18 protein-coding genes are annotated in these 19,849 nt (G+C 75.4%); 5 read left to right on the forward strand and 13 right to left on the reverse strand.

Features of this window, described 5'->3' with window-relative positions; all coding sequences use genetic code 11:
• The first annotated feature begins 2 nt into the window (after positions 1-2).
• Positions 3-2,246 carry a xanthine dehydrogenase family protein molybdopterin-binding subunit gene (locus ACGFI2_RS09775; protein WP_393513461.1) on the forward strand — a complete coding sequence of 748 codons (2,244 nt, stop codon included), beginning with the start codon at positions 3-5 and terminating at the stop codon, positions 2,244-2,246.
• Between the two features lie 64 nt (positions 2,247-2,310).
• Here ACGFI2_RS09775 and ACGFI2_RS09780 read toward each other — a convergent pair whose 3' ends face one another.
• Genes ACGFI2_RS09780 through ACGFI2_RS09790 form a run of 3 tightly spaced genes read right to left on the reverse strand, consistent with a single transcriptional unit; the run spans position 2,311 to position 4,582 of the window.
• Entirely contained in the window at positions 2,311-2,505 is a 195-nt protein-coding gene (locus ACGFI2_RS09780; protein WP_393513464.1) for a ferredoxin, read from the reverse strand.
• A gap of 3 nt (positions 2,506-2,508) precedes the next feature.
• Complete coding sequence (locus ACGFI2_RS09785; RefSeq protein ID WP_393513466.1) at positions 2,509-3,534, reverse strand: methyltransferase; 1,026 nt, start codon at positions 3,532-3,534, stop codon at positions 2,509-2,511.
• A gap of 10 nt (positions 3,535-3,544) precedes the next feature.
• Entirely contained in the window at positions 3,545-4,582 is a 1,038-nt protein-coding gene (locus tag ACGFI2_RS09790; protein WP_393513468.1) for a methyltransferase, read from the reverse strand.
• Positions 4,583-4,674: 92 nt separating this feature from the next.
• On the opposite strand from ACGFI2_RS09790, the gene ACGFI2_RS09795 reads away from it, so the two are divergent.
• Positions 4,675-6,267: a (2,3-dihydroxybenzoyl)adenylate synthase gene (locus ACGFI2_RS09795; protein WP_393513471.1), complete on the forward strand. Its 1,593-nt coding sequence runs from the start codon at positions 4,675-4,677 to the stop codon at positions 6,265-6,267.
• Positions 6,268-6,304: 37 nt separating this feature from the next.
• On the opposite strand, the gene ACGFI2_RS09800 is transcribed toward ACGFI2_RS09795, so the two are convergent.
• Genes ACGFI2_RS09800 through ACGFI2_RS09810 form a run of 3 tightly spaced genes read right to left on the reverse strand, consistent with a single transcriptional unit; the run spans position 6,305 to position 9,486 of the window.
• Positions 6,305-7,438 carry a class I SAM-dependent methyltransferase gene (locus ACGFI2_RS09800; protein ID WP_393513474.1) on the reverse strand — a complete coding sequence of 378 codons (1,134 nt, stop codon included), beginning with the start codon at positions 7,436-7,438 and terminating at the stop codon, positions 6,305-6,307.
• On the reverse strand, positions 7,435-7,740 hold the full coding sequence (locus tag ACGFI2_RS09805) for an acyl carrier protein (RefSeq protein ID WP_091057136.1): 306 nt from the start codon (positions 7,738-7,740) through the stop codon (positions 7,435-7,437). The genes ACGFI2_RS09800 and ACGFI2_RS09805 overlap by 4 nt, the downstream gene beginning before the upstream one ends.
• Before the next feature lie 24 nt (positions 7,741-7,764).
• On the reverse strand, positions 7,765-9,486 hold the full coding sequence (locus tag ACGFI2_RS09810) for an AMP-binding protein (protein WP_393513477.1): 1,722 nt from the start codon (positions 9,484-9,486) through the stop codon (positions 7,765-7,767).
• 92 nt (positions 9,487-9,578) lie between these two features.
• On the opposite strand from ACGFI2_RS09810, the gene ACGFI2_RS09815 reads away from it, so the two are divergent.
• A complete protein-coding gene (locus ACGFI2_RS09815; RefSeq protein WP_393513480.1) occupies positions 9,579-10,730 on the forward strand; it encodes an acyl-CoA dehydrogenase family protein in 1,152 nt (383 codons plus the stop codon).
• Positions 10,731-10,737: 7 nt separating this feature from the next.
• On the opposite strand, the gene ACGFI2_RS09820 is transcribed toward ACGFI2_RS09815, so the two are convergent.
• Positions 10,738-12,111 carry an LLM class flavin-dependent oxidoreductase gene (locus tag ACGFI2_RS09820; RefSeq protein WP_393513483.1) on the reverse strand — a complete coding sequence of 458 codons (1,374 nt, stop codon included), beginning with the start codon at positions 12,109-12,111 and terminating at the stop codon, positions 10,738-10,740.
• A 59-nt stretch (positions 12,112-12,170) separates the two neighbouring features.
• Here ACGFI2_RS09820 and ACGFI2_RS09825 point away from each other — a divergent pair, with 59 nt between their 5' ends.
• Together ACGFI2_RS09825 and ACGFI2_RS09830 are read left to right on the forward strand one after the other, a co-directional pair.
• The gene (locus ACGFI2_RS09825; RefSeq protein ID WP_393513486.1) at positions 12,171-13,241 is read left to right on the forward strand and encodes a methyltransferase; all 1,071 of its coding nucleotides are present in this window, start codon (positions 12,171-12,173) and stop codon (positions 13,239-13,241) included.
• A 10-nt stretch (positions 13,242-13,251) separates the two neighbouring features.
• Positions 13,252-13,731, forward strand: a complete 480-nt coding sequence (locus tag ACGFI2_RS09830; RefSeq protein ID WP_393513489.1) for a VOC family protein — start codon at positions 13,252-13,254, stop codon at positions 13,729-13,731.
• Between the two features lie 45 nt (positions 13,732-13,776).
• Here ACGFI2_RS09830 and ACGFI2_RS09835 read toward each other — a convergent pair whose 3' ends face one another.
• The 6 genes from ACGFI2_RS09835 to ACGFI2_RS09860 are packed head-to-tail and all read right to left on the reverse strand — an operon-like array spanning position 13,777 to position 19,849.
• On the reverse strand, positions 13,777-15,465 hold the full coding sequence (locus ACGFI2_RS09835) for a carbamoyltransferase (protein WP_393513492.1): 1,689 nt from the start codon (positions 15,463-15,465) through the stop codon (positions 13,777-13,779).
• A gap of 26 nt (positions 15,466-15,491) precedes the next feature.
• Positions 15,492-15,995 (reverse strand): (2Fe-2S)-binding protein, encoded by a 504-nt coding sequence (locus ACGFI2_RS09840; RefSeq protein ID WP_393513495.1) that lies wholly within the window; start codon positions 15,993-15,995, stop codon positions 15,492-15,494.
• On the reverse strand, positions 15,992-16,813 hold the full coding sequence (locus tag ACGFI2_RS09845) for an FAD binding domain-containing protein (RefSeq protein ID WP_393513498.1): 822 nt from the start codon (positions 16,811-16,813) through the stop codon (positions 15,992-15,994). Before ACGFI2_RS09845 ends, ACGFI2_RS09840 begins: the two co-directional genes overlap by 4 nt.
• Positions 16,810-17,583 (reverse strand): thioesterase II family protein, encoded by a 774-nt coding sequence (locus ACGFI2_RS09850; RefSeq protein ID WP_393513501.1) that lies wholly within the window; start codon positions 17,581-17,583, stop codon positions 16,810-16,812. The genes ACGFI2_RS09845 and ACGFI2_RS09850 overlap by 4 nt, the downstream gene beginning before the upstream one ends.
• Complete coding sequence (locus tag ACGFI2_RS09855; RefSeq protein WP_393513504.1) at positions 17,580-18,743, reverse strand: Gfo/Idh/MocA family oxidoreductase; 1,164 nt, start codon at positions 18,741-18,743, stop codon at positions 17,580-17,582. The genes ACGFI2_RS09850 and ACGFI2_RS09855 overlap by 4 nt, the downstream gene beginning before the upstream one ends.
• Positions 18,740-19,849, reverse strand: a complete 1,110-nt coding sequence (locus tag ACGFI2_RS09860) for an NAD(P)H-binding protein (protein ID WP_393513507.1) — start codon at positions 19,847-19,849, stop codon at positions 18,740-18,742. Before ACGFI2_RS09860 ends, ACGFI2_RS09855 begins: the two co-directional genes overlap by 4 nt.

The raw sequence follows: 19,849 nt of genomic DNA on the forward strand, positions 1-19,849 counted from the left end.
AGATGTCCCTGATCGGCCGCCCGGTCCGGCGCACCGAGGACCGTGTCCTGCTCACCACCGGCGGGACGTACGTCGACGATGTCGTCGTGCCCGGCAGCCTGGAACTGGTCTTCGTCCGGTCCACCGTGGCGCACGGACGGCTGCGCGGCATCGACACCTCGGCCGCCCGGCGAGCGCCCGGCGTGGTCGCCGTGTTCACCGCCGCGGACGTCGACCTGCCGCCACTGCCACCCGAGGCCGGGGTGCTCAACCAGAAGATGACCACGCCGCTGCTGGCCGACGGCGTGGTCCGGTTCGTCGGCGAACCGGTCGCCGCGGTGGTGGCCACCGGCCGGGCCGAGGCGGTCGACGCCGCCGAGCTTGTCGACGTCGACGTCGCGCCGCTGCCGCCGCTTGTCGACCCGCACGAGGCGCTCACCGACGCGCTGGTGCTGCACCCGGAGGCCGGCACCAACCTGGTGCTCAAGCTCGGCTTCCGCCGTCCGGCCGGCCGGGCCGGGCTGCACGACGGCGCCGAGGTGGTGATCCGGCAGCGGATGACCAACCAGCGGGTCGCGCCGTGCCCGCTCGAAGCGCGGGCCGGGCAGGCCGAGTGGAGTACGGACGGGCTGCGCTACCGCGCCGGCAGCCAGGCGGTGCACCTGTGGCGGGCGCAGCTCGCGGCGGCGCTGGGCGAGCCGGAGGACCGCGTCCGGGTGGTCAACGGCGACGTCGGTGGGGCGTTCGGCTCCAAGGCGTTCGCCAGCCGCGAGGACGTGCTGCTGGCCTGGGCGGCCCGTCGACTGGACCGGCCGGTGCGCTGGGCGGAGACCCGCAGCGAGAGCATGGTCGCCGCCGGGCACGGCCGGGCGCAGCAGCAGAGCGCCGAGCTGGGCGGCACTCGCGACGGGCGGATCGTGTCGTACGCGCTGGACGTGGTGCAGGACGCCGGCGCGTACCCGCGCATCGGGGCGATCCTGCCGTTCTGGACCAGGACCATGCTGACCGGCCCGTACCGCATCAGCCGCGCCCGGTTCTCCTCGGCCAGCGTCACCACGACCACCACCCCGGTGGTCTCCTACCGGGGCGCCGGGCAGCCCGAGGCGGTGGCCGCGCTGGAGCGGATGATCGACCTGTACGCCGCCGAGATCGGCCTGGACCCGGCCGAGGTGCGGCGGCGCAACCTGCTGCCGCCGGAGAGCTTCCCGGTCACCACCGTCACCCGTGCGCGTTACGACAACGGCGACTACCCGGCCGCCCTGGAACGGGTGCTCGCCGAGGCCGACTATCCGGCGCTGCGCGCCGAGCAGTCGGCCCGGCGGGCCCGCGGCGACGTGTGCCAGCTCGGCGTCGGCCTGTCCACGTTCGTCGAACTCACCGGCGCGGACACCCGCAGCGAGTACGCCTCGGCGCGGCTCGGCCCGGACGGCCGGGTGACGGTCCACTCCGGCACCTGCCCGCACGGTCAGGGCCACGGCACCGCCTGGGCGATGCTCGCCGCCGACGTGCTCGGCGTGCCGGTGGAGCGGGTCGACGTGGTGTTCTCCGACACCGGCGTCGTGCCGGCGGGCGGTGGCACCGGCGGTTCCCGGTCGTTGCAGACCGGCGGGATGGCGGTCCGGGAGGCGGCGCTCGCGCTCGTCGAGCGGGGCCGGGACGCGGCGGCCGGCCGGCTGGGCGTGCCCGGCGAGGCGGTCGAGTTCGCCGGCGGCCGGTTCCGGGCCGGGTCCGGGTGCGACGTCGGCTGGGCCGACCTGGCCGCCGGCGACGGCCTGTACGCCGAGGCGACGTTCCAGCCGTCGGCCGCCACCTGCCCGTACGGGGCGCACCTGGCGGTGGTCGAGGTGGACGTGGAGACCGGCCAAGTGACCCTGCTGCGGGTGGTGGCGGTGGACGACGCCGGTGTCCTGCTGAACCCGCTGCTGGCCGAGGGGCAGGTGCACGGCGGGCTGGCGCAGGGCGCCGGGCAGGCGCTGGTGGAGGAGGTCCGGTTCGCCCCCGACGGCACGCCCCTGCACCCAGACCTGCACCGCTACGCGTTCGTCGGGGCGGCGGAGCTGCCCTCCTTCGACACGGTGGCGATGCAGACGCCCACCCCGGTCAACGCCCTCGGCGTCAAGGGCCTGGGTGAGTCGGGCGCGGTGGGTCTGCCCCCGGCGGTGCAGAACGCGGTGGTCGACGCCGTACGCCATCTGGGCGTGCGGCACGTCGACATGCCGCTGACCGCGGAGCGGGTCTGGTCGGCGATCCGGGCCGCCGACACCTGAGCCGCGGGCGTGCCGGCGGTGTCGCCACGGCCGGGAGTCCGAGCCGTGGCGACACCGCCGGTCTTCAGTCGTCGACGACGGAGAGGGCCTGCTTCGGGCACCGGCGGGCCGCCTCCCGCACCCGCTTGCCCAGCGATCCCTCCAGCGGCTGCTCGGTGACGTGCAGCCGGTCGTCGTCACCGACGTCGAACACCTCGGGAGCCTGCCCCACGCACACGGCGTTGCTCTCGCAGCGGGAGTAGTCCACGACCAGTCGCATTGCTCACGCCTCCGTCTTCGGCACGATCTCGAGGATGGGGAACATCATCGTCGGCAGGCTGCGGGCCAGCCGCAGGCCGGCGACGTCCAACAGCCGTTCGATGTGCTCGCGGGACCGGGCGCCGCCGCCGACCATGGCCAGCAGCAGCAGGTCGTAGAGACGACCGACGTCGAACCGGTCGCCGGGCTCGACCACCGGCTCCAGCACCAGCAGTCGGCTGTCCGGCCGCATCGCCGCGCGCACCGCGCTGAGCAGCCGGACCGCGTTGTCGTCGTCCCAGCCGTAGAGGATGCGCTTGAGCATGTAGGCGTCCGCGCCGGCCGGGACCGTCTCGAAGAAGCTGCCGCCGGTGACCGTGCACCGCTGCGCGACGTCGAGCTTCTGCAGCACCGGCTCGGCCTCGGCGACCACGTGCGGCAGGTCGAACAGGGTGCCGCGCAGGTTCGGGAACCGGGCCATGATGCCGCCGAGGAAGGCGCCGTTGCCGCCGCCCACGTCGACCATCGTGGCCAGCTCGCCCCACGGGTACGCGGGCAGCGCGGCGCGCAGCTCCAGCCGGGTGGCCGCCTGCTGGGAGGCGTCGAAGCGGGCGCTGTCGCGCGGGTGGGCGGCCATGTAGGACCAGTAGCCCTCCGGGTGCACCTCGTCGAAGGCGGCCTTCCCGGTGCGGATGCTGTGGTCGAAGTGCGCCCACGCCTCGATGTCGGGTTCCAGCAGCGGGTAGGCGTCGCGCAGGGACAGCGGGTGGTCGGTGCGCAGCGGTTCGGCGAGTGGGGTGAGGCCGAACACCTCGGGTTCGACCTCGGTGAAGATGCCCTTGCCGGCCAGGGCGCGCAGGGCCCGCAGCAGCGAGGGCGCGTGCGCGCCGGTGGCCTCGGCCAGCTCGTCCACCGGGCGTGGGCCCTCGGCGAGCTGGTCGGCCACGCCGAGGTCGGCGACGGCGCGCACGGTGAACGGCACGATGTAGTCGGCCAGTTCGGTCAGTCGGAACACCGACTCGATGTCGATCCGGGGTCGGCTCGGGGCCATCGATTACCTCCTAGGGGGTGGTCGGCCGCGCCCCGGCGGGACCGGCGGCGATCACGGTGAGCGTGGGGGTGCCGACGACGCGGTCGAGCCGCAGGCCGGCATCAGCGAGCAGGCCGAGAAGTTCCGGGTGGGTGCGGTGCCGGCCGGCGGTGAGGACCAGGGTGTGCACGTCGACGAGCTTCGCCACGTCGAACGCGTCGCCGGCCGGGATGATCGCCTCCAGCAGCAGCAGCCGGCTGTCCGGCCGCATCGCCTCGGCGACGCGACGCAGGATGGCGGTGGCCTGCGCGTCGTCCCAGCCGGGCAGGATCGTCTTGAGCACGTAGAGGTCGGCGCCGGCCGGGACCGGGTCGAAGAAGCTGCCGGGCACGATCCGGCAGCGGTCGGTCACCGCGGCGCGGTCGAGCAGCGCCGGCGCGGCGGCCACCACGTGCGGCAGGTCGAGCAGGACGCCGCGCAGCTGCCGGTAGCGGGCCAGCAGCCCGGCGAGGAACGCGCCGTCGCCCCCGCCGACGTCGACCACCTCGCGCGCCCGGTCCCACGGCCAGGCCGGCAGCACGGTACGCAGGTGCAGCCGGGTCAGGCTGGACATCCACCGGTCGACGGCCAGGCTGTCGGCCGGGTGCCGCTCCAGGTGCGACCAGTAGTCGGCGCCGTGCACGCGCGGGAAGGCAGCCTCGCCGGTGCGCAGGCAGCGGCCGAGCCCGGCCCAGGCGCGCACGTCGGCGGCGAGCAGCGGGTAGGCGTCGCGCAGGGACAGCGGGTGGTCGGTGCGCAGCGGTTCGGCGAGTGGGGTGAGGCCGAACACCTCGGGTTCGACCTCGGTGAAGATGCCCTTGCCGGCCAGGGCGCGCAGGGCCCGCAGCAGCGAGGGGGCGTGCGCGCCGGTGGCCTCGGCCAGCTCGTCCACCGGGCGTGGGCCCTCGGCGAGCTGGTCGGCCACGCCGAGGTCGGCGACGGCGCGGACGGTGAACGGCACGATGTAGTCGGCCAGTTCGGTGAGCCGGGTGAGGGCACCGAGATCGGCGCGGGGCCGGGCCACCAGCATCAACCGCCTCCCCTATCGCGTGTCTTGTATCTCGTGTATGTGCACACTAGCTTGTGTGGGGATCGCTGTCACCGTCGTCCCGGGAGGCTTCGATGCTCGACGGTTGTGTGGGCTGGCCGGAGGAACTCGCCGCGCGCTACCGCGCCGAGGGCTACTGGCGCGGCGAGGTGCTCGGCGACCTGGGCCGGGACCTGGCCCGAACCGATCCGGACCGGATTGCGCTGGTCGCCGGCGAGCAGCGGGTCAGCTACCGCGACCTGGACCGCCGCGCCGACCGGCTGGCCGCCGGCCTGCGCGAGCGCGGCATCGGCCGCCACGACCGGGTCGTCGTCCAGTTGCCGAACTCCGTCGAGTTCGTGGTGGTGTGCCTGGCGCTGTTCCGCCTCGGCGCGTTGCCGGTGCTGGCGCTGCCCGCGCACCGCCGAGCCGAGATCGGCCACCTGTGCGCGCACACCGAAGCGGTGGCCTACCTGACCGTCGACCAGACACAGGGCTTCGACCTGCGCAAGCTGGCCGCCGACGTCCGCGCCGAGACGCCGTCGCTGCGGGAGGTGTTCGTCGTCGGCGACCCCGGTGAGTTCACCGCGCTGGCGCAGGTGGACGCCGAGCCGGTGCCGCTGCCCCGCCCGGATCCGGCCGAGGTGGCGTTCTTCCTGCTCTCCGGCGGCTCGACAGGCGTGCCGAAGCTGATCCCCCGCACCCACGACGACTACGCGTACCAGTTGCGGGCGACCGCGGCGGCGATGGGCTTCGGCGCCGACGGGGTGTACCTGGCGGCGCTGCCGGCCGCGCACAACGCGGCCCTCGGCTGCCCGGGCGTGCTCGGCGCCCTGCGCGCCGGCGGCACCGCGGTGCTGGCCGGCAGCCCCAGCCCCGACGAGGCGTTCCGGCTGATCACCCGGGAGAAGGTCACGCTGACCACGCTGATGCCGGCCTTCCTGCCACTCTGGACCGACCTCGCGCCGCTGCTGGGCGCCGACCTGTCCGGTCTGGTGGTCGAGGTGGGCGGCGCCAACCTGAGCCCCGACGTGGCCGCCCGCGCGGTGGACGAGCTGGGCATCCGGTTGACGCACTTCTTCGGCATGGCGGAGGGCCCGATCGCCTGCACCCGCCCCGACGACCCGCCGGAGCTGGCCGCGCACACCCAGGGCCGGCCGCTGTCGGCCGCCGACGAGTTCCGCGTCGTCGACGCCGACGGCGCGCCGGTAACCGCCGGCGAGGTGGGCGAGCTGGTCGTCCAGGGACCCACCACGCTACGCGGCTACTACCGGGCGGCCGGGTACAACGCCCACGCCTTCACCCCGGACGGCTTCCTGCGCACCGGCGACCTGGTCCGCTGGACCCCGACCGGCGAGCTGGTGGTGACCGGCCGGATCAAGGAGGTGGTGAACCGGGGCGGCGAGAAGGTCCCGGCCGGCGAGGTGGAGGAGCACCTGCTCGCCCACCCGGGCGTCCGCGAGGTGGCGGTGGTCGCCGTGCCCGACCGGGTGCTCGGCGAGAAGACCTGCGCGGTGGTGGTGGCGCACGAGCCGGCGCCCACGCTCGGCGGGCTGCGCGAGTTCCTCACCGGACGCGGCCTGGCCGGCTACAAGCTCCCCGACCGGCTGGAGCTTCGCGCCGCCCTGCCGTACACCGGGGTGGGCAAGGTGGACAAGCGCGCGCTCGCCGCGGAGCTGGCGGCCTGAGCGGCCGGGCCGCCGGCACGCCCGGCGGCCCGGCCGCTCAGCCGGTGAGGTGGTAGAGCCGGTGGAAGCGGTCGTCCACCGGCACGATCTGCATGTCGGCGAACCCGGCGTCGGTGGCGAACCGCCGCACCTGGGCCGGGCGCAACGCGGTCCCGGTGGCCGACGAGTCCGGCCCGGCCAGGCCCGCCGGCAGGCAGTGCAGCACGCTTGTGGCGTACTGGAACCGCTCCACCTCGTCGCCGGGCGCCACGAACCGGTGTGCCACCTTGGCGTCGAGCACCAGCACCGCGCCGGCCGGTCCGCGCAGTCGGCGGCAGGCCCGCAGCACCGGCACCGGCCGGCTCATCTCGTGCAGCGCGTCGAAGACGCAGACCACGTCGTAGCCGCCGGCCGGCTCCGCCTCGGCCGCGTCGCGCCGATGGAACCGGACCCGGTCGGCCACCCCCGCCGCCGCGGCGTTCTCCGCCGCCGCGGCCAGCGTCGCCGCGTCCAGGTCGAAGCCGTCGACCTGGGCGAGCGGGTACGCGCGGGCCAGCGCGACGGCCGCCCAGCCGGCCCCGCAGCCGACGTCGGCGATCCGGCTCGGCCCGGCGGTGAGCCGTTGGTGGATCTCCGGCAGGAACGCGGCGAGCCACCCGGGCAGCGCGTGGGTGAACAACGCCCGGTTGGCGCCGGAGTGCCCGTGGCGCCAGTCGTCGCCGAACATCTCGTCCGGCACCCCCGCCCCGGTCCGGTACGCCTCCAGCAGCGCCGGCAGCGCCCCGGCCACCCCACCCAGCGGCAGCATCGTCAGCGACACCAGCGACAGCGGGCTGTCCGAGGCGAGCAGCACCTCGGCGTGCCCCTCCGGCAGCCGGTAGACCCGCCGCTCGGGTGGCGCGGTGACGTCGTCGACGTCGAGGAAGCCGGCCACCGCCTGCTGCTCCAGCCACTCGCGCGCGTACCGGGGGGCGATCCTGGCGCGTTTGCACAGCTCCGTCACGTCGGCCGGGCCCCGGTGCAGCGCCTCGTACAGTCCCAGCCGGGTGCCCAGGTAGCCGGCGAGCAGTTCCTGGGTGTGCAGCATGGCGAGGAACAACCGCAGCGACAGCGCCCGGGCGCGGCGCTGCGGCCCGTCGGCCGGCGCACCGGGCGCCGCCGGCTCCGGGGCGGGCCCGGTGCGGGTGGTCAACTGGCCATCTCGCCGCGCTCGCGCAGGATGCCCGTCACGTGCTCGACGACCGCGTCGATCGTGACGATCTTGCGGGCCGTCGTCTCGTCGATCGGCGGCAGCTCGAACTCGTCCTCCAGGGTGAACGCCAGCTCCAGCAGGGCCAGCGAGTGGAAGCCGAGGTCCTCGACCAGTCGCGAGTCGCCGGCCCCCTCGATCTGCTCCGGGTTCGGTGCCAGTTCGGTGACGATCGCCGTCACCGACTCACGGACGTCCTCCTCGGTACGCACCTCGGTCGGGGTCGACCTGGTCGCCTCGGTCATTGCCGCCTCCTGTCCGGACATCCCTCAGGACGCCGTCGTGTGTTCGGTGGTCTGCTGCCGCTGCCCGGCGGTCGGGGTGACCACGGTGCCGGGCAGCCGGTCGTCGACGAACGCCTGCCACATCTGGCGTCGCCGGGGTTTGCCGCTGGAGGTGCGGGCGATCGTGCCGCGCGGGGCGTCCACGATGACCACCTGCGCGCCCTCGGCCCGCCGGCGCAGCTCCTGCGACGCCTGCGCCAGCCATTCCGGGCGGGCCTGCTCGAAGACCGCGACCACGGTCGCCGCGCCGGCCCGGTGGCCCAGCAGGGCGGCCATCCGCTGTGCCGGCACGCCGGGGCGGCACACCGCCCACTCGAGGTCCTCGGCGAAGACCGCCCGGCCGCGCACCTTCATGCTGTCGCCGAGCCGGCCGAGCACGTGCAGTTGGCCCTCGTGCAGGAAACCGGCGTCGGCGGTGCGCAGCACGCCGCCGTCCAGCGCGGTCTGCGACGCCGACTCGCCGTCGTTGACGTATCCCTGGGCGACCGCCGGACCCCGCACCTCGATCTCGCCGACCACGCCGTCGGGCACCGGCGCGCCGTCGGCGTCCAGGATCCGCACCGCCACCCCGGCCAGTGGCCGGCCGCAGCCGACCACCGGTTGCGTCGGCTCGTCGCCGGCGGGCTCGTCCGGGCCGGCCACCACCCGCGCGCCCGGGCGCAGCCGGTCCGGGCGCAGGTCGACGGCCCGGTACAGCTCGTCCAGCGGCAGCCCGGTCACCGCCAGGGTGGCCTCGGCCAGCCCGTACGCGGGCAGCAACGCCCGCGGGTCGAAGCCGTGCGGGACGAGCAGGTCGCAGAACCGGCGCAGCGCGTCGACGTCGATGCGCTCGGCGCCGACGATCACCGCCCGCCAGGCGGAGAAGTCCATCCCGTCCAGCGCGGTCGGGCGCACCCGCCGGGCGATGTACTCCAGCCCGAAGTTCGGCATCGAGGTCAGCCGCGCGCCGTGCCGGCCGAAGCAGCGCAGGTAGCGGGCGGGGTCGCGGACGAACTCCTCGGACGGCATCAGCCACAGGTCGCTGGTGTTGACCACCGGGGTCACCAGGCAGCCGATCAGGCCCATGTCGTGGTGCACCGGCAGCCACGAGGCGGTCGGGTCGTCCGGGGTCATGGCCAGCCACCGCCGGATCGCGGCGACGTTGGCGGCGAGCGCGGCGTGCGGCACGCGTACGCCGCGGGCCCGGCCGCTGGAGCCGGAGGTGAACTGGAGCAGGGCCAGCGGGCCGGGCTCGACGACCGCGCCCCGGGCGTCGCCGCCGGCGGAGACCAGCTCCTCGGCGCTGAGCACCCGGGGCACGCCGGCGGCCGTGGCCAGCGGCCCGATCGTCGCGGTGAGTCGCTGCGCGCAGACCAGCACCCGGGGCGCGGCGGCGCGCAGCAGCCCGAGCACGTGCTCGCGGTAGACGTCACGGTCCTGGAAGGTCAGCGGCGGGGCGATCGGCGAGGGCGCCGCCCCGGCGGCCATCGCGGCGAACAGCGTGGCCACGAAGTCGGGCCCGGCCGGCTCGACGACGGAGACCACGTCGCCCGGGCCCACCCCGGCGGCGGTCAGGCCGGCGAGGATCGCCCGGGTGCGGTCGGCGAGTTCGGCGTAGGAGCGGAAGTCCCAGTCGTCGCCGGCGGCGGCGAAGTGCACGCCCCGGTCCGAGCGGGGTCGCTCCAGCCAGCTCAGCAACGGTGAACCCGACGTGGCGCCTGCGGTCATCGAGCCGTCACCTCCTCCCTCAGTACATGTATCTGAGATTGATAGCAGATACAAGGCTAAACAAGATACGAGTGAGCCGATAGAGTGCGTTCGTGACCAGTACGCTGCCCCGGGTCGACAGCCTGCTTCCCGACCTGGCGGAACGGGCGCCGGAGATCGACCGCACCGGCCGGATCCCGGACGACGTTCTCGCCGGCCTCGCCGCGGCCGGCTGCCTGCGCATGCTGGTGCCGGCCGCGCACGGCGGCGCCGACCTGCCGCTGGTCGAGGCGCTGCGGGTGGTCGAGCAGCTCTCCGTCGCCGACTCCTCCACCGGCTGGCTGGTCGGCCAGGTCGGGCTGGCGCACCTGCTGTTCGCCTGCTTCCCCGAGGCGGCCCGGCAGGAGATCTACGCGGCCGGCCCGGACGTGCTCGGCGCCGGCGCGGTCGCGCCCAAGGGTCGGGCCGCGCCGGACGGCGCGGGCGGCTGGCAGGTCAACGGCCGGTGGCCGTTCGTCACCGGCGCGCCGCAGGCGAGCTGGATCTACCTGAACTGCCTCGTGCTCGACGGGCGCACGCCGCGCACGCTGCCCAACGGCGCCCCGCTGACCCGGATGGTGCTCTTCCCCGCGGCCGAGCTGGACCTCCTCGACACCTGGCAGGTGCTCGGCCTGCGCGGCACCGCCAGCCAGGACGTCCGGGCGGCCGCCCGGACCTGCCCCGAGCACCGCGGCTTCAGCCTGGTCGGCGGCGGCGACGAGGTGCACCGCACGGTGTTCCGGATCGCCCAGGCCGGGCTGCTCATCGCCGCGGTCGACCTCGGCATCGCCCAGGGCGCGGTGCAGGACGCCGCCGCCCAGGCCGCCGCCGGGCGCCGGCGCACCTTCAGCGCCCGCTCGCTCGCCGACTCCCCGGTCTTCCACGACCGCCTCGGCGAGGCCCACGTGGCGCTGCGCGCGGCCCGCGCGCTGCTGCACTCCGAGGCCGAGACCGCCTGGGAGACCGCCCGCCGGGGCGAGGTGCTCAGCCCGCTGGACCGGGCCTGCCTGCGGGCCACCGCCGCGCAGGTCACCGCCGTCGCCCACCAGGCCGTGCAGGCGGCGTACGCGCTGGCCGGCGCGTCGACCGTGTTCGACGGCTCGCCGCTGCAACGGCGGCTGCGCGACATCAACACCGCGACCCAGCACTTCGTCAACGGCCGCGACAGCTACGCCACGGTCGGCGCGCTGCTGGCCGGCGCGCCGGTCGACACCACGATGTTCTGAGCGCCCCTCAGGCCGACGCCGGCTCCAGCGCCGGCACCCGCGCGGGCGCGGCCGCGCCGGCGCCGAAGTAGCGCTCCCGCAGCGTCCGCTCCGCCGGGTCGTACGCGGTGCGGAACAACCCCCGGCGCTGCAGCTCCGGCACCAGCAGGTCGCAGATGTCGGCGATGCCCTGCGTGGTGGGGCAGGGAATGAGGTTGAAGCCGTCCACGTCGGCGACCTCCAGCCACTGCTCCATCCGGTCGGCCACCTGCTCCACGGTGCCGAACAGGGTGACCGGCGCGTTGGTGCGCGGCCGCCGCGCGGTCGACACCAGGTAGCGCACGTCGCCGACGGTCCACTCGCGCTCGGGGCCGAGCCGGTGCAGGAAGCCCAGGAAGCTGTGACTGCCCTGCCCGGCGATCTCGGCCACCGGCGTCTCGTCCGGGTACGCGCCGAGGTCGACGTCCATCCAGCCGCACCACTTGGCCAGCTGGCCCTCCCCGCTCCACAGCGCCACGTACTCCTCGGCGCGGCGGCGGGCCTCCTGGCGGGTCGGCGCCACCATCACCATGCTGCCCTGCAACGCCTTGACCGACCTCGGGTCGCGTCCGTGCGCGGCGACCAGGGACCGCAGCTTCGCCACCTGCGGCGCGCCGTCGGACGGTTCGGCCATGGTCAGGAACACCACCTCGGCGTGCCGGGCGGCGAACGTCAGCCCCCGTCCGGACGCCCCGGCCTGGTAGAGCACCGGCGTACGCTGCGGCGACGGCTCGCACTGGTGCGGCCCGCGCACGTCGAACCACCGTCCCCGGTGGTCGATCTGGCGCACCCGGTCCGGGTCGGTGAACACGTTCGCGTCGGCGTCGCGTACCACCGCGCCGTCGTCCCAGCTGTCCTCCCACAGCCGCCGGGCGACCTGCACGTACTCGTCGGCCCGGTCGTAGCGGTCGTCGTGGTCGAGGTGCTCCCCCAGCCCGTTCGCCGAGGCCGAACGGAGATACGAGGTGACGATGTTCCAGGCGACCCGGCCGCCGGTGAGGTGGTCCAGCGAGCTGAACACGCGGGCGCACTCGTACGGGGGGTGGTAGGTGGTCGAGTAGGTGACGGCCAGGCCGAGCCGGGAGGTGGTGGCGGCGATGGCGGGCAGCACCAGCAGCGGGTCGATCGAGGGGATCTGCACCGCGTGCCGGACCGCCGCCCGCCAGCTGCCCTGGTAGACGTCGTAGGCGCCGTGCACGTCGGCGAAGAAGAGCGCGTCCAGGCAGGCGGCCTCCAGCCGGCGGCCGAGGTCCACCCAGTAGCCGAGGTCGCGGTAGCCGGTGGCGCTGCGGTCGGCGGGATGCCGCCAGAAGCCCTTGAACTGCGGGGACGGCGAGCACTGGGTGAACAGATTCAGATGCACGTATCAAGCATCGCGTATCGTATCTGGTATGGCAACAGTCGACCCGATACGGTGTCGTCATGCCCGTGACGCCCCGCATCGACCTCGCCTCGGTCACCCGGCTCACCGAGCTGGCCGACTACATCGTCCCGTTCACCATCCGGGTCATGTGCGACCTCGCCGTCGCCGACCAGCTCACCGACGGCCCGCTGCCGGTGCGGGAGCTGGCCGACCGCGTCGGCGCGCACCCCGGCGCGCTGACCCGGGGCCTGCGCGCCCTGGCCGGGCGCGGCATCTTCACCGAGACCGAGCCCGAGGTCTTCGGGCTCACCCCGCTGGCCGAGCCGCTGCGCAGCGACCACCCGTTCTCGGTCCGCGAGTGCTTCCCGCTCATGCCACCAGACATCTACTCGTGGGCGCGGCTGACCCACAGCATCCGCACCGGGGAGACCGCGTTCGGCCACGTCCACGACGGCGCCCGCTACTACGACCACTTCGCCGACCACCCCTACGAGTGCGTCCGGTTCGAACGCTCGGCGGAGAGCGTCAACCCGTTCGTGCTGCGCACCGTGCTGCCCGTGCTGGACCTCGCCGACGCCGGAACGCTCGTGGACGTGGGCAGCGGGCACGGCACCTTCGCCGCCGGCCTGCTCGCCCGCCACCGGGGACTGCGCGCCGTCCTGGTCGACCTGCCGCACGTGGTGGCCGAGGCGCCGGCCGTGCTGGCCCGGGCCGGCGTCGCGGACCGGTGCGAGATCCGCGGCGGCTCCTTCTTCGACCCGCTGCCCGAAGGCGCGGACGTCTACCTGCTCAAGACGATCATCCACGACTGGCCCGACGAGCGGGCCGGGCGGATCCTGCGCTCGGTGCGCGCCGCCGTCCGGCCGGACAGCCGGGTGGTCATCGTCGAGTCCGTCAGCCGCTACGGCAACCACGACGACACCGGCAAGGTGATGGACGTCAAGGCGCTGGCCCTCTTCGGTGGGCACACCCGCACCGCTGACGAGTTCCGCGCGCTGCTCGACGACGCCGGCTTCCGGCTGGTCCGGGTAACCCCCACCTCGTCGATGTCCGTCCTGGAGGCGGTGCCGGCCGGCCCGCGCACCGACGACGACCCGGTGGACGCCGTGTCGGCCGGCCGGGCCGGCTGAGGAGGATCCGATGCCCCGCCTGGACGGCCGCAACCACATCAACCTCACCGTCGTCGACCTCGACCGCAGCACGGAGTTCTACCAGGCGGTCTTCGAGATGGTGGTGGTCAACGACGTCACCCCGCCCGAGTCCGGGTTCCGGTTCCGGACCCTGGTGCACCCCGGTTCGTTCGCCTCGGTGGTGCTCGGCCGGGCCGAACCGCCGGGTGACCCGGCCGTGCCGGACCGCTTCGACGAGCGCCGCCCCGGCCTGCACCACCTGGCCTACCACGTGCCCGAGCGGGCCGACCTCGACGACTGGGCCGCCCACCTGGACGCCCTCGGCGTGACCCACTCCGGCGTCACCACCTCGAAGCACGAGGCGGGCTCGCAGATCTGGCTGCGCGATCCGGACCACATCTGGCTGGAGTTCTACTGGGTCAACCGGGACTTCTTCGTCGACCGGCTGCGGCAGGTGTGGCGGCGCGAGCGCCGGCGTACCGCCGGCTGAACGACGGATCCGGGGCGGGCCGGTTGCCGGCCCGCCCCGGAACGCTCAGGACGGCAGTTCGTCCTCGCCGCGGGTCACCACGGTGTCGCCGAGCACCAGCAGGTCGATCTCCTTGGCGCGGGTGAACGTGTCCACCGCGTCGGCGGCCGAGTCGACGATCGGGTCGCCGGCCAGGTTGAACGACGTGTTGACCACCGCGGGCACGCCGGTGAGCTGCCGGAACTGCTCGATCAGCGCCCAGTAGCCGGGGTTGGTGTCGCGGTGCACCGTCTGCGGGCGCGCCGACCCGTCCACGTGGGTCACCGCCGGGATCCGCAGCCGGGCGTCCGGGCGCACCGACGCGGCGGCCAGCATGAACCTCGACGGGTCGTCGAGCCGGTCCTCGATCAGCGCGTGCGCGTGCTCGGCGAGGATGCTCGGCGCCACCGGCCGCCACATCTCCCGTCCCTTCACCACGTTGAGCCGTTCCAGGCTGCGCCGGTCGCGCGGGTCGGCGAGCATGCTGCGGGCGCCCAGCGCGCGTTGGCCGATCTCACCGCGGCCCCGGGCCCAGCCGACGATGCGTCCCCGCGCGATCTCACCGGCCACGAACCGGGCCAGCTCGTCGTCGCCGAGGCGGCGGTGCGCCAGGCCGGCCTGGGCGGCGGCCGCCTCCCCCGCCTGCGTGGTGACCGGCCGCCCCCAGTACGCGTGGTCGATCCGGGTGGGCGTGAACGATCCGCACTCGCGCGCGGAAACCAGCGCGGCGCCCAGCGACACCCCGGCGTCGGTGGGCACCGGCGGCACGTAGACCCGGTCGAACAGCCCGCTGCGGACCAGCACCCCGACCATGGTGCAGTTCATCGCCACGCCGCCGGCCAGCGCCAGCACCGGTGTGTCCACCCGCCGGCGCAGCTCGGTGGCGAGCGACAGCACCGCCTCCTCCAGCCCCTGCTGGACGGTGGCGGCGAAGTCCGCGTACGCGATCGGCTCCTCGGCCTCGCGCGGCGCGTACGGGAAGAAGGCGCCGAACCCCGGTCGCAGCGACTCGGCCACGGCCGGGTAGTAGGCCATCAGCGGGCCCAGCGACGCGATCCGCCGGGCCGGCACCTGCGCGGCGGGCGCCCGGACCAGCTCGTACCCGCCCGGCACCGCCCGCACCGGCGCGCCCGGCGCGGGCCGCCCGTACGCGGCGAGCCCCATCAGCTTCCCGGTGCCCCAGTAGCCCAGCCCCGCCCACTCGGCGGCGGCGTTGTAGTAGAAGCCCAGCGACTCCTCGACCGGCCACTCCCGCAGGATCTCCACCTCGCCGTCGGCGAAACGACCGATCGACGTCGACTGGGTTTCGCCGGCGCCGTCGACGACCAGCACCGCGGCCTCGTCGGCGTCGCAGCTGAACGCGGCGCTGGCCGCGTGCGCCACGTGGTGCGGCACCCAGCGCACCGCCGGCATGACCAGGTCCTCCTGGCCGGGGAAGAGCATCGCCCGCAGCCCTTCGGTGGTGAACCGGCGGTTGCGGCCCAGCGGGATCTGCCGGAAGTCCCAGCCGATCGCCACGGTGTCCACCTCCGCCGGCCCGATGCCGGCCATCGCCAGGCAGGCGGCGACCGCCTCCGCGGGCGGCTGCCCCACCGCGTGCTTGCGCCGGCTGACCCGCTCCTGCTCGACGAGCGAGCAGAGCGCGCCGTCGCGCAGCAGCACCGCGCTGGAGTCGTGGAAGCCGATGTTCACCCCGAGTACGTAGCGTGCCGACATCGTCGGCCTCCCTTCCGGTTTGGCGGTCACCCGGCGTGGCGGGCCGCGTCCACGGCGAGCACGGCACGGACGATGTTGTGGTAGCCGGTGCAGCGGCACAGGTTGCCCTTCAGCCCGTGCCGCACCTCCTGCTCGCTCAGCGGGCCCGGGTGCTCGGCCAGCAGGCTCACCGCCGCGAGCACCATGCCGGGCGTGCAGAAGCCGCACTGCAACGCGTGGTGCTCGCGGAACGCCTCCTGCACCGGGTGCAGCCGGTCGCCGTCGGCCAGCCCTTCCACGGTGCCGATCTCGGCGCCGTCGGCCTGCGCGGCGAGCAGCGTGCACGACTTGACCGACCGGCCGTCCAGCAGGACCGTGCAGGCGCCGCAGGAGGAGGTGTCGCATCCGACGGTGGCGCCGGTCAGTGCCAGCTCCTCGCGGATGAGGTGGACCAGGAGGGTGCGGGCCGGCACCTCCCGGCGTTGCGGGCGGCCGTTGACGGTGACGGTGACCGTGACGGTCGCGGCGCCGGGTCGGGTGTCGATGGTCATCGTTGTTCCTCCGTGCGGTCGGCCAACGCCCGGGCCACCAGCACCCGGCTCAGGTGCCGGCGGTAGTCGGCGGAGCCGCGTACGTCGTCGGGCGGCTCGCAGTCGCGGTCCGCGTACGCCGCGGCGCTCGCCGCCGACGCGCCCTCGGCGAGCGCCGCCTCGACGGCGCCGGCGCGCCGGACGGTCCGGTCCATGCCGGCCAGCGCGACCCGGCCGTCGGCCACCGCGACGGCCACCAGCGACCACTCCAGCGCCGGCCGGGCGAACGTGCGGTAGCTCCACCGGCGCGGGCCGGGCAGCGGCACCCGTACCTCGGTGAGCAGCTCGTCGGGTCGGCACACGGTGACGCCCGGCGCGACGGCCAGCTCGGCGACGGGCACCAGCCGGGAGCCGTCCACGCTGGTCAGGACCGCGGTGGCGGCCAGCGCGACCAGCGCGGTCGGCAGGTCAGCGGCCGGGTCCGCCTGGGCCAGCGCGCCGCCGACCGTGCCGGCGTGGCGGACCTGCGGATCGCCGACCGCCGCGGCGGCCGCCGCCAGGATCGGCGCGTGCCGGTCGACGAGCGGGTCGGTGAGCAGCCGGTGGTAGCGGGTCAACGCGCCGACCGCCAGGTGGTCGCCGCGCACCGCCACGTACGCCAGGTCGGTGAGCCGGCCCAGGTCCAGCAGCGTGTCGACGGCGTCGCGGCGCAGCTTCAGCGCCGGCAGCAGGGACTGCCCGCCGGCCAGCGGTCGCAGCAGGTCGCCGTGCTCGCGCCGCAGCCGCAACGCCTCGGTCAGGTCGCCGGCGCGGTGGTAGCGCAGGTGGGCCGGGATCACGGGCCGGCCGCCGACCAGGTGGGCACCGGGCTGCGGTGCGTGGCGCGCAGGATGGTCTCGACCAGCCGGTGCCGGTGGGCGAGCAGATAGAAGTGGCCGCCCGGGAAGGTGTGCAGCGTGAACCGGCCCCGGGTCCGGCCCGCCCAGGCGCCCGCCTCCGCCGCGGTCACCTCGGGGTCGTCCGCGCCGATGCAGGCCAGCACCGGGGCGCGCAACGGCAGCGGCGGCTCCGGCCGCCAGGTCTCGGCGATCCGGTAGTCGGCCCGCAGCACCGGTAGGGCCACCGCCTTCACCCCGTCGTGCTCCAGCGTCTCCCGGCCGGTCCCGCCGAGGCGGCCGGTCTCGGCCCAGAGCGTGTCGTCGTCGGCCAGGTGCACGCGGGTGTCCCGCAGCCGGTCCGGCGCCGGTCGGCCGGAGACCACAAGCGCCCGCAGCCCGCCGCCCGGCCCGTCCAGGCGGCGCGCCGTCTCGTACGCCACCGACGCGCCGAGGCTGTGCCCGAACAGGACCACCGGGGTGTCGCCCGGCAACGCGCGAAGCGCCTCGACGACGCCGGCGGCCAGGCTCGGCAGGTCGGCGGCGAACGGCTCCCCGGTGCGGTCCATCCGGCCCGGGTACTGCACGCCGTGCAGTTCGACGTCGTCGGGCAGGTGCGCCGCCCAGGGCCGGTAGAACGCCGCGTTGCCACCGGCGTGCGGGAAGCAGATCAGTCGCAGCGCCGGCCAGCGCAGCGGCCGGGGGCAGCGCAGCCAGGTCCGGGCGGCGTTCACCGGCTCGCTCCGATCGGCTCCGGCTCGACCGCCCGGGCCGCCGCGTCGGCGAGTTCCGTCACCTCGGCGGGCAGCAGCATCCGCGGCGGCGTGGAGTGCAGCAGCTCGGGCGGTCCGAGGCGGGCCGTGACGTCCTGCCACAGCCGGCACAGGGTCAGGTGGTACTGGCCGTGGCGCACCGGCTTCTCGCCCGCCTGCGCCGCGCGGTGCAGCTCGCCCAGCGCGTGTCCCACGCCGGCCGGCCAGACCCGTTCGAAGACGTCCCGGTAGCTGGGCGCGGTCGGCTCGTCCAGCGGCTGCGCGCTCGGCGCGTCCAGGTGGTCCGGCTCGTCCGCGGCGGAGCCGGCGAAGTGCGGGCGGCCCACCGCCCGGTCCTGCACCTGCTGCGGGAAGTCGGGCCGAGGGCTCCAGACGGTCGGCCCGTGCGTGCCGAGCAGGGTCAGGTTGCCGGCCTCGGTGCCGATGGTGACCCGGTGCAGCAGGTGCGCGTAGTTGTCCGGGTCCGCCGGGTCCATCTGGTTCTGCACCCGCAGGGTCAGCGGCACCCCGGCGAGCACGCCGTCGACGCTGCGGAACGGCACGTCCACCGGGGACAGCCGGCGTACCTGCTCGGGCAGGTCCGCCGGCGCCGCCAGGCCCCACGGTCGTACCCCGCCGAGCGCCTGGCCGAGGATGTCCAGCAGCGCGTACGCGACCTGGAAGCCGCACGCCGCGTCGACGTAGCGGGCCGGCCGGCGGGCCAGCAGGGCGCGGGCCGCGGCGACGAACCGGCGCACCGGCGCGGTGTGCACGTAGAACGAGTTGAGGTGGTAGACCACCCCGGCCCGGCCGGCGGTGCGCAGGCACTCGACCAGCTCGTCGTGGTGCAGCGGATGCTCCTGCAGCACGTGCAGGCCGCGTGCCATCAACGCCCGGGCCACCTCGCCGCCGGGCCCGCCGAGCAGGCCGCCGCGGATCACCACGCAGGCCAGCCGCACGTCCTCGGGCACCTGCGTCACGTCGGTCCACAGCGGCACCCCGTAGTGCCGGGCGCAGGCCACCGAGCGGGCGCTGCCGCCGGCCAGGATCCCGGCCAGCTCGAACGGGAAGCCGGGCTGCCGGAACGCCTGCAGGTAGACCTGGCCGAACTTGGTACCGGCGACGAGCACCCTCGGTTTCACGCCACCCCCTCCTCGATCGGTTCGTAGCGGGCCAGCGGACCGTCCTCGACGTGCAGCGCGGTGACCGCCGGGCTGGCCCGCAACCGGTCCACCGCCCAGGCCGGGTCGACCACCTCGGCCAGGTGGTGCACGCCGGCCCGCAGGTCACCGGCGGCGGCCGCCACCGCGCCGACGGCCACCGCGGCACCGGTGAGCGCGTTCGCGCCGACGCCCCGGCAGACCAGCACCCGGCTGCCCGTCGGCCCGCTCAGCTCCACGACCAGCACCTGGTAGCGGGGTCGACCGAAGGCGTCCAGCTCGGCCGCCCGGCACAGCGCGTCCGCCGCGTCGGCCAGCCCCGCCGCCCCGACCGGGGCGGCGGCGCGTCTGGCGCCGTCGGCGAGCGCGGCCGGCACCCGGCTGCCGGCGAACGCCGACCACCAGTCCACGTCGGTGAGGCCGAGCCGGCCGGCCAGCCGCTCGGTCTCGGTGCTCAGGTACGGCTGCAGCAGCACCGGTTCGTCGAAGAACGGCACCACCACGCCGCCCTGGGCGGCCAGCGCCCGACTGCGCCGGGCCCCGTCGCGCCAGGCGGCCAGCGGCTCGCCGTAGCCGGCGTCGCCCACCGCGAGGAAGTCCCGCGCGGCGCCCGGGGTGAAACCGTCCCGCCCGCCGACCCAACCCGTCATCCGCCGGGCGTCCGGCAGGTGCGCGGCCAGGTACGCCGGGAGCAGCCCGGACAGCCCCGGCATCATCCCGGCGGAGAGCACCGCGAGCCGGTCGGCGGCGCCGGGCAGCGCGGCGACGGCCCGGTACAGCCCGTCGTCACCGGCGGCGTCCACGTAGGCGGCGCCGGCGCGGGCGGCGGCCCGGGCGACCGTGTCGCCGACCGTGACGGCGGGACCGGCGCAGTTGACCACCGTGTGGCAGCCCGCGCAGAACGCGTCCAGGCTGCCCCGGTCGGTGAGGTCCACCGGGTACGCCTGGACCCGCGGGTCACCGGTCGGCACCCGCCGCGGGTCGCGGCTGCCCGCGCGGACGGTGTCCACGGTCCAGGACAGCAGGTGCGCCAGCGCGTGCCGGCCCACCCCGCCTGTCGTGCCGACCAGCGCGATCGTGCCGGGCAC

It is taken from the genome of Micromonospora sp. NPDC049282, assembly GCF_043197045.1.
Lineage (GTDB): Bacteria > Actinomycetota > Actinomycetes > Mycobacteriales > Micromonosporaceae > Micromonospora.

Excerpts from the sequence above, each read along its gene's own strand:
- ACGFI2_RS09790 (WP_393513468.1), bottom strand. The coding sequence starts at position 4,582 with ATGCTGGTGGCCCGGCCCCGCGCCGATCTCGGTGCCCTCACCCGGCTC.
- ACGFI2_RS09840 (WP_393513495.1), bottom strand. The coding sequence starts at position 15,995 with ATGACCATCGACACCCGACCCGGCGCCGCGACCGTCACGGTCACCGTC.
- ACGFI2_RS09805 (WP_091057136.1), bottom strand. The coding sequence starts at position 7,740 with ATGACCGAGGCGACCAGGTCGACCCCGACCGAGGTGCGTACCGAGGAG.
- ACGFI2_RS09825 (WP_393513486.1), top strand. The coding sequence starts at position 12,171 with ATGCCCGTGACGCCCCGCATCGACCTCGCCTCGGTCACCCGGCTCACC.
- ACGFI2_RS09795 (WP_393513471.1), top strand. The coding sequence starts at position 4,675 with ATGCTCGACGGTTGTGTGGGCTGGCCGGAGGAACTCGCCGCGCGCTAC.
- ACGFI2_RS09780 (WP_393513464.1), bottom strand. The coding sequence starts at position 2,505 with ATGCGACTGGTCGTGGACTACTCCCGCTGCGAGAGCAACGCCGTGTGC.
- ACGFI2_RS09830 (WP_393513489.1), top strand. The coding sequence starts at position 13,252 with ATGCCCCGCCTGGACGGCCGCAACCACATCAACCTCACCGTCGTCGAC.
- ACGFI2_RS09775 (WP_393513461.1), top strand. The coding sequence starts at position 3 with ATGTCCCTGATCGGCCGCCCGGTCCGGCGCACCGAGGACCGTGTCCTG.
- ACGFI2_RS09835 (WP_393513492.1), bottom strand. The coding sequence starts at position 15,465 with ATGTCGGCACGCTACGTACTCGGGGTGAACATCGGCTTCCACGACTCC.
- ACGFI2_RS09810 (WP_393513477.1), bottom strand. The coding sequence starts at position 9,486 with ATGACCGCAGGCGCCACGTCGGGTTCACCGTTGCTGAGCTGGCTGGAG.
- ACGFI2_RS09785 (WP_393513466.1), bottom strand. The coding sequence starts at position 3,534 with ATGGCCCCGAGCCGACCCCGGATCGACATCGAGTCGGTGTTCCGACTG.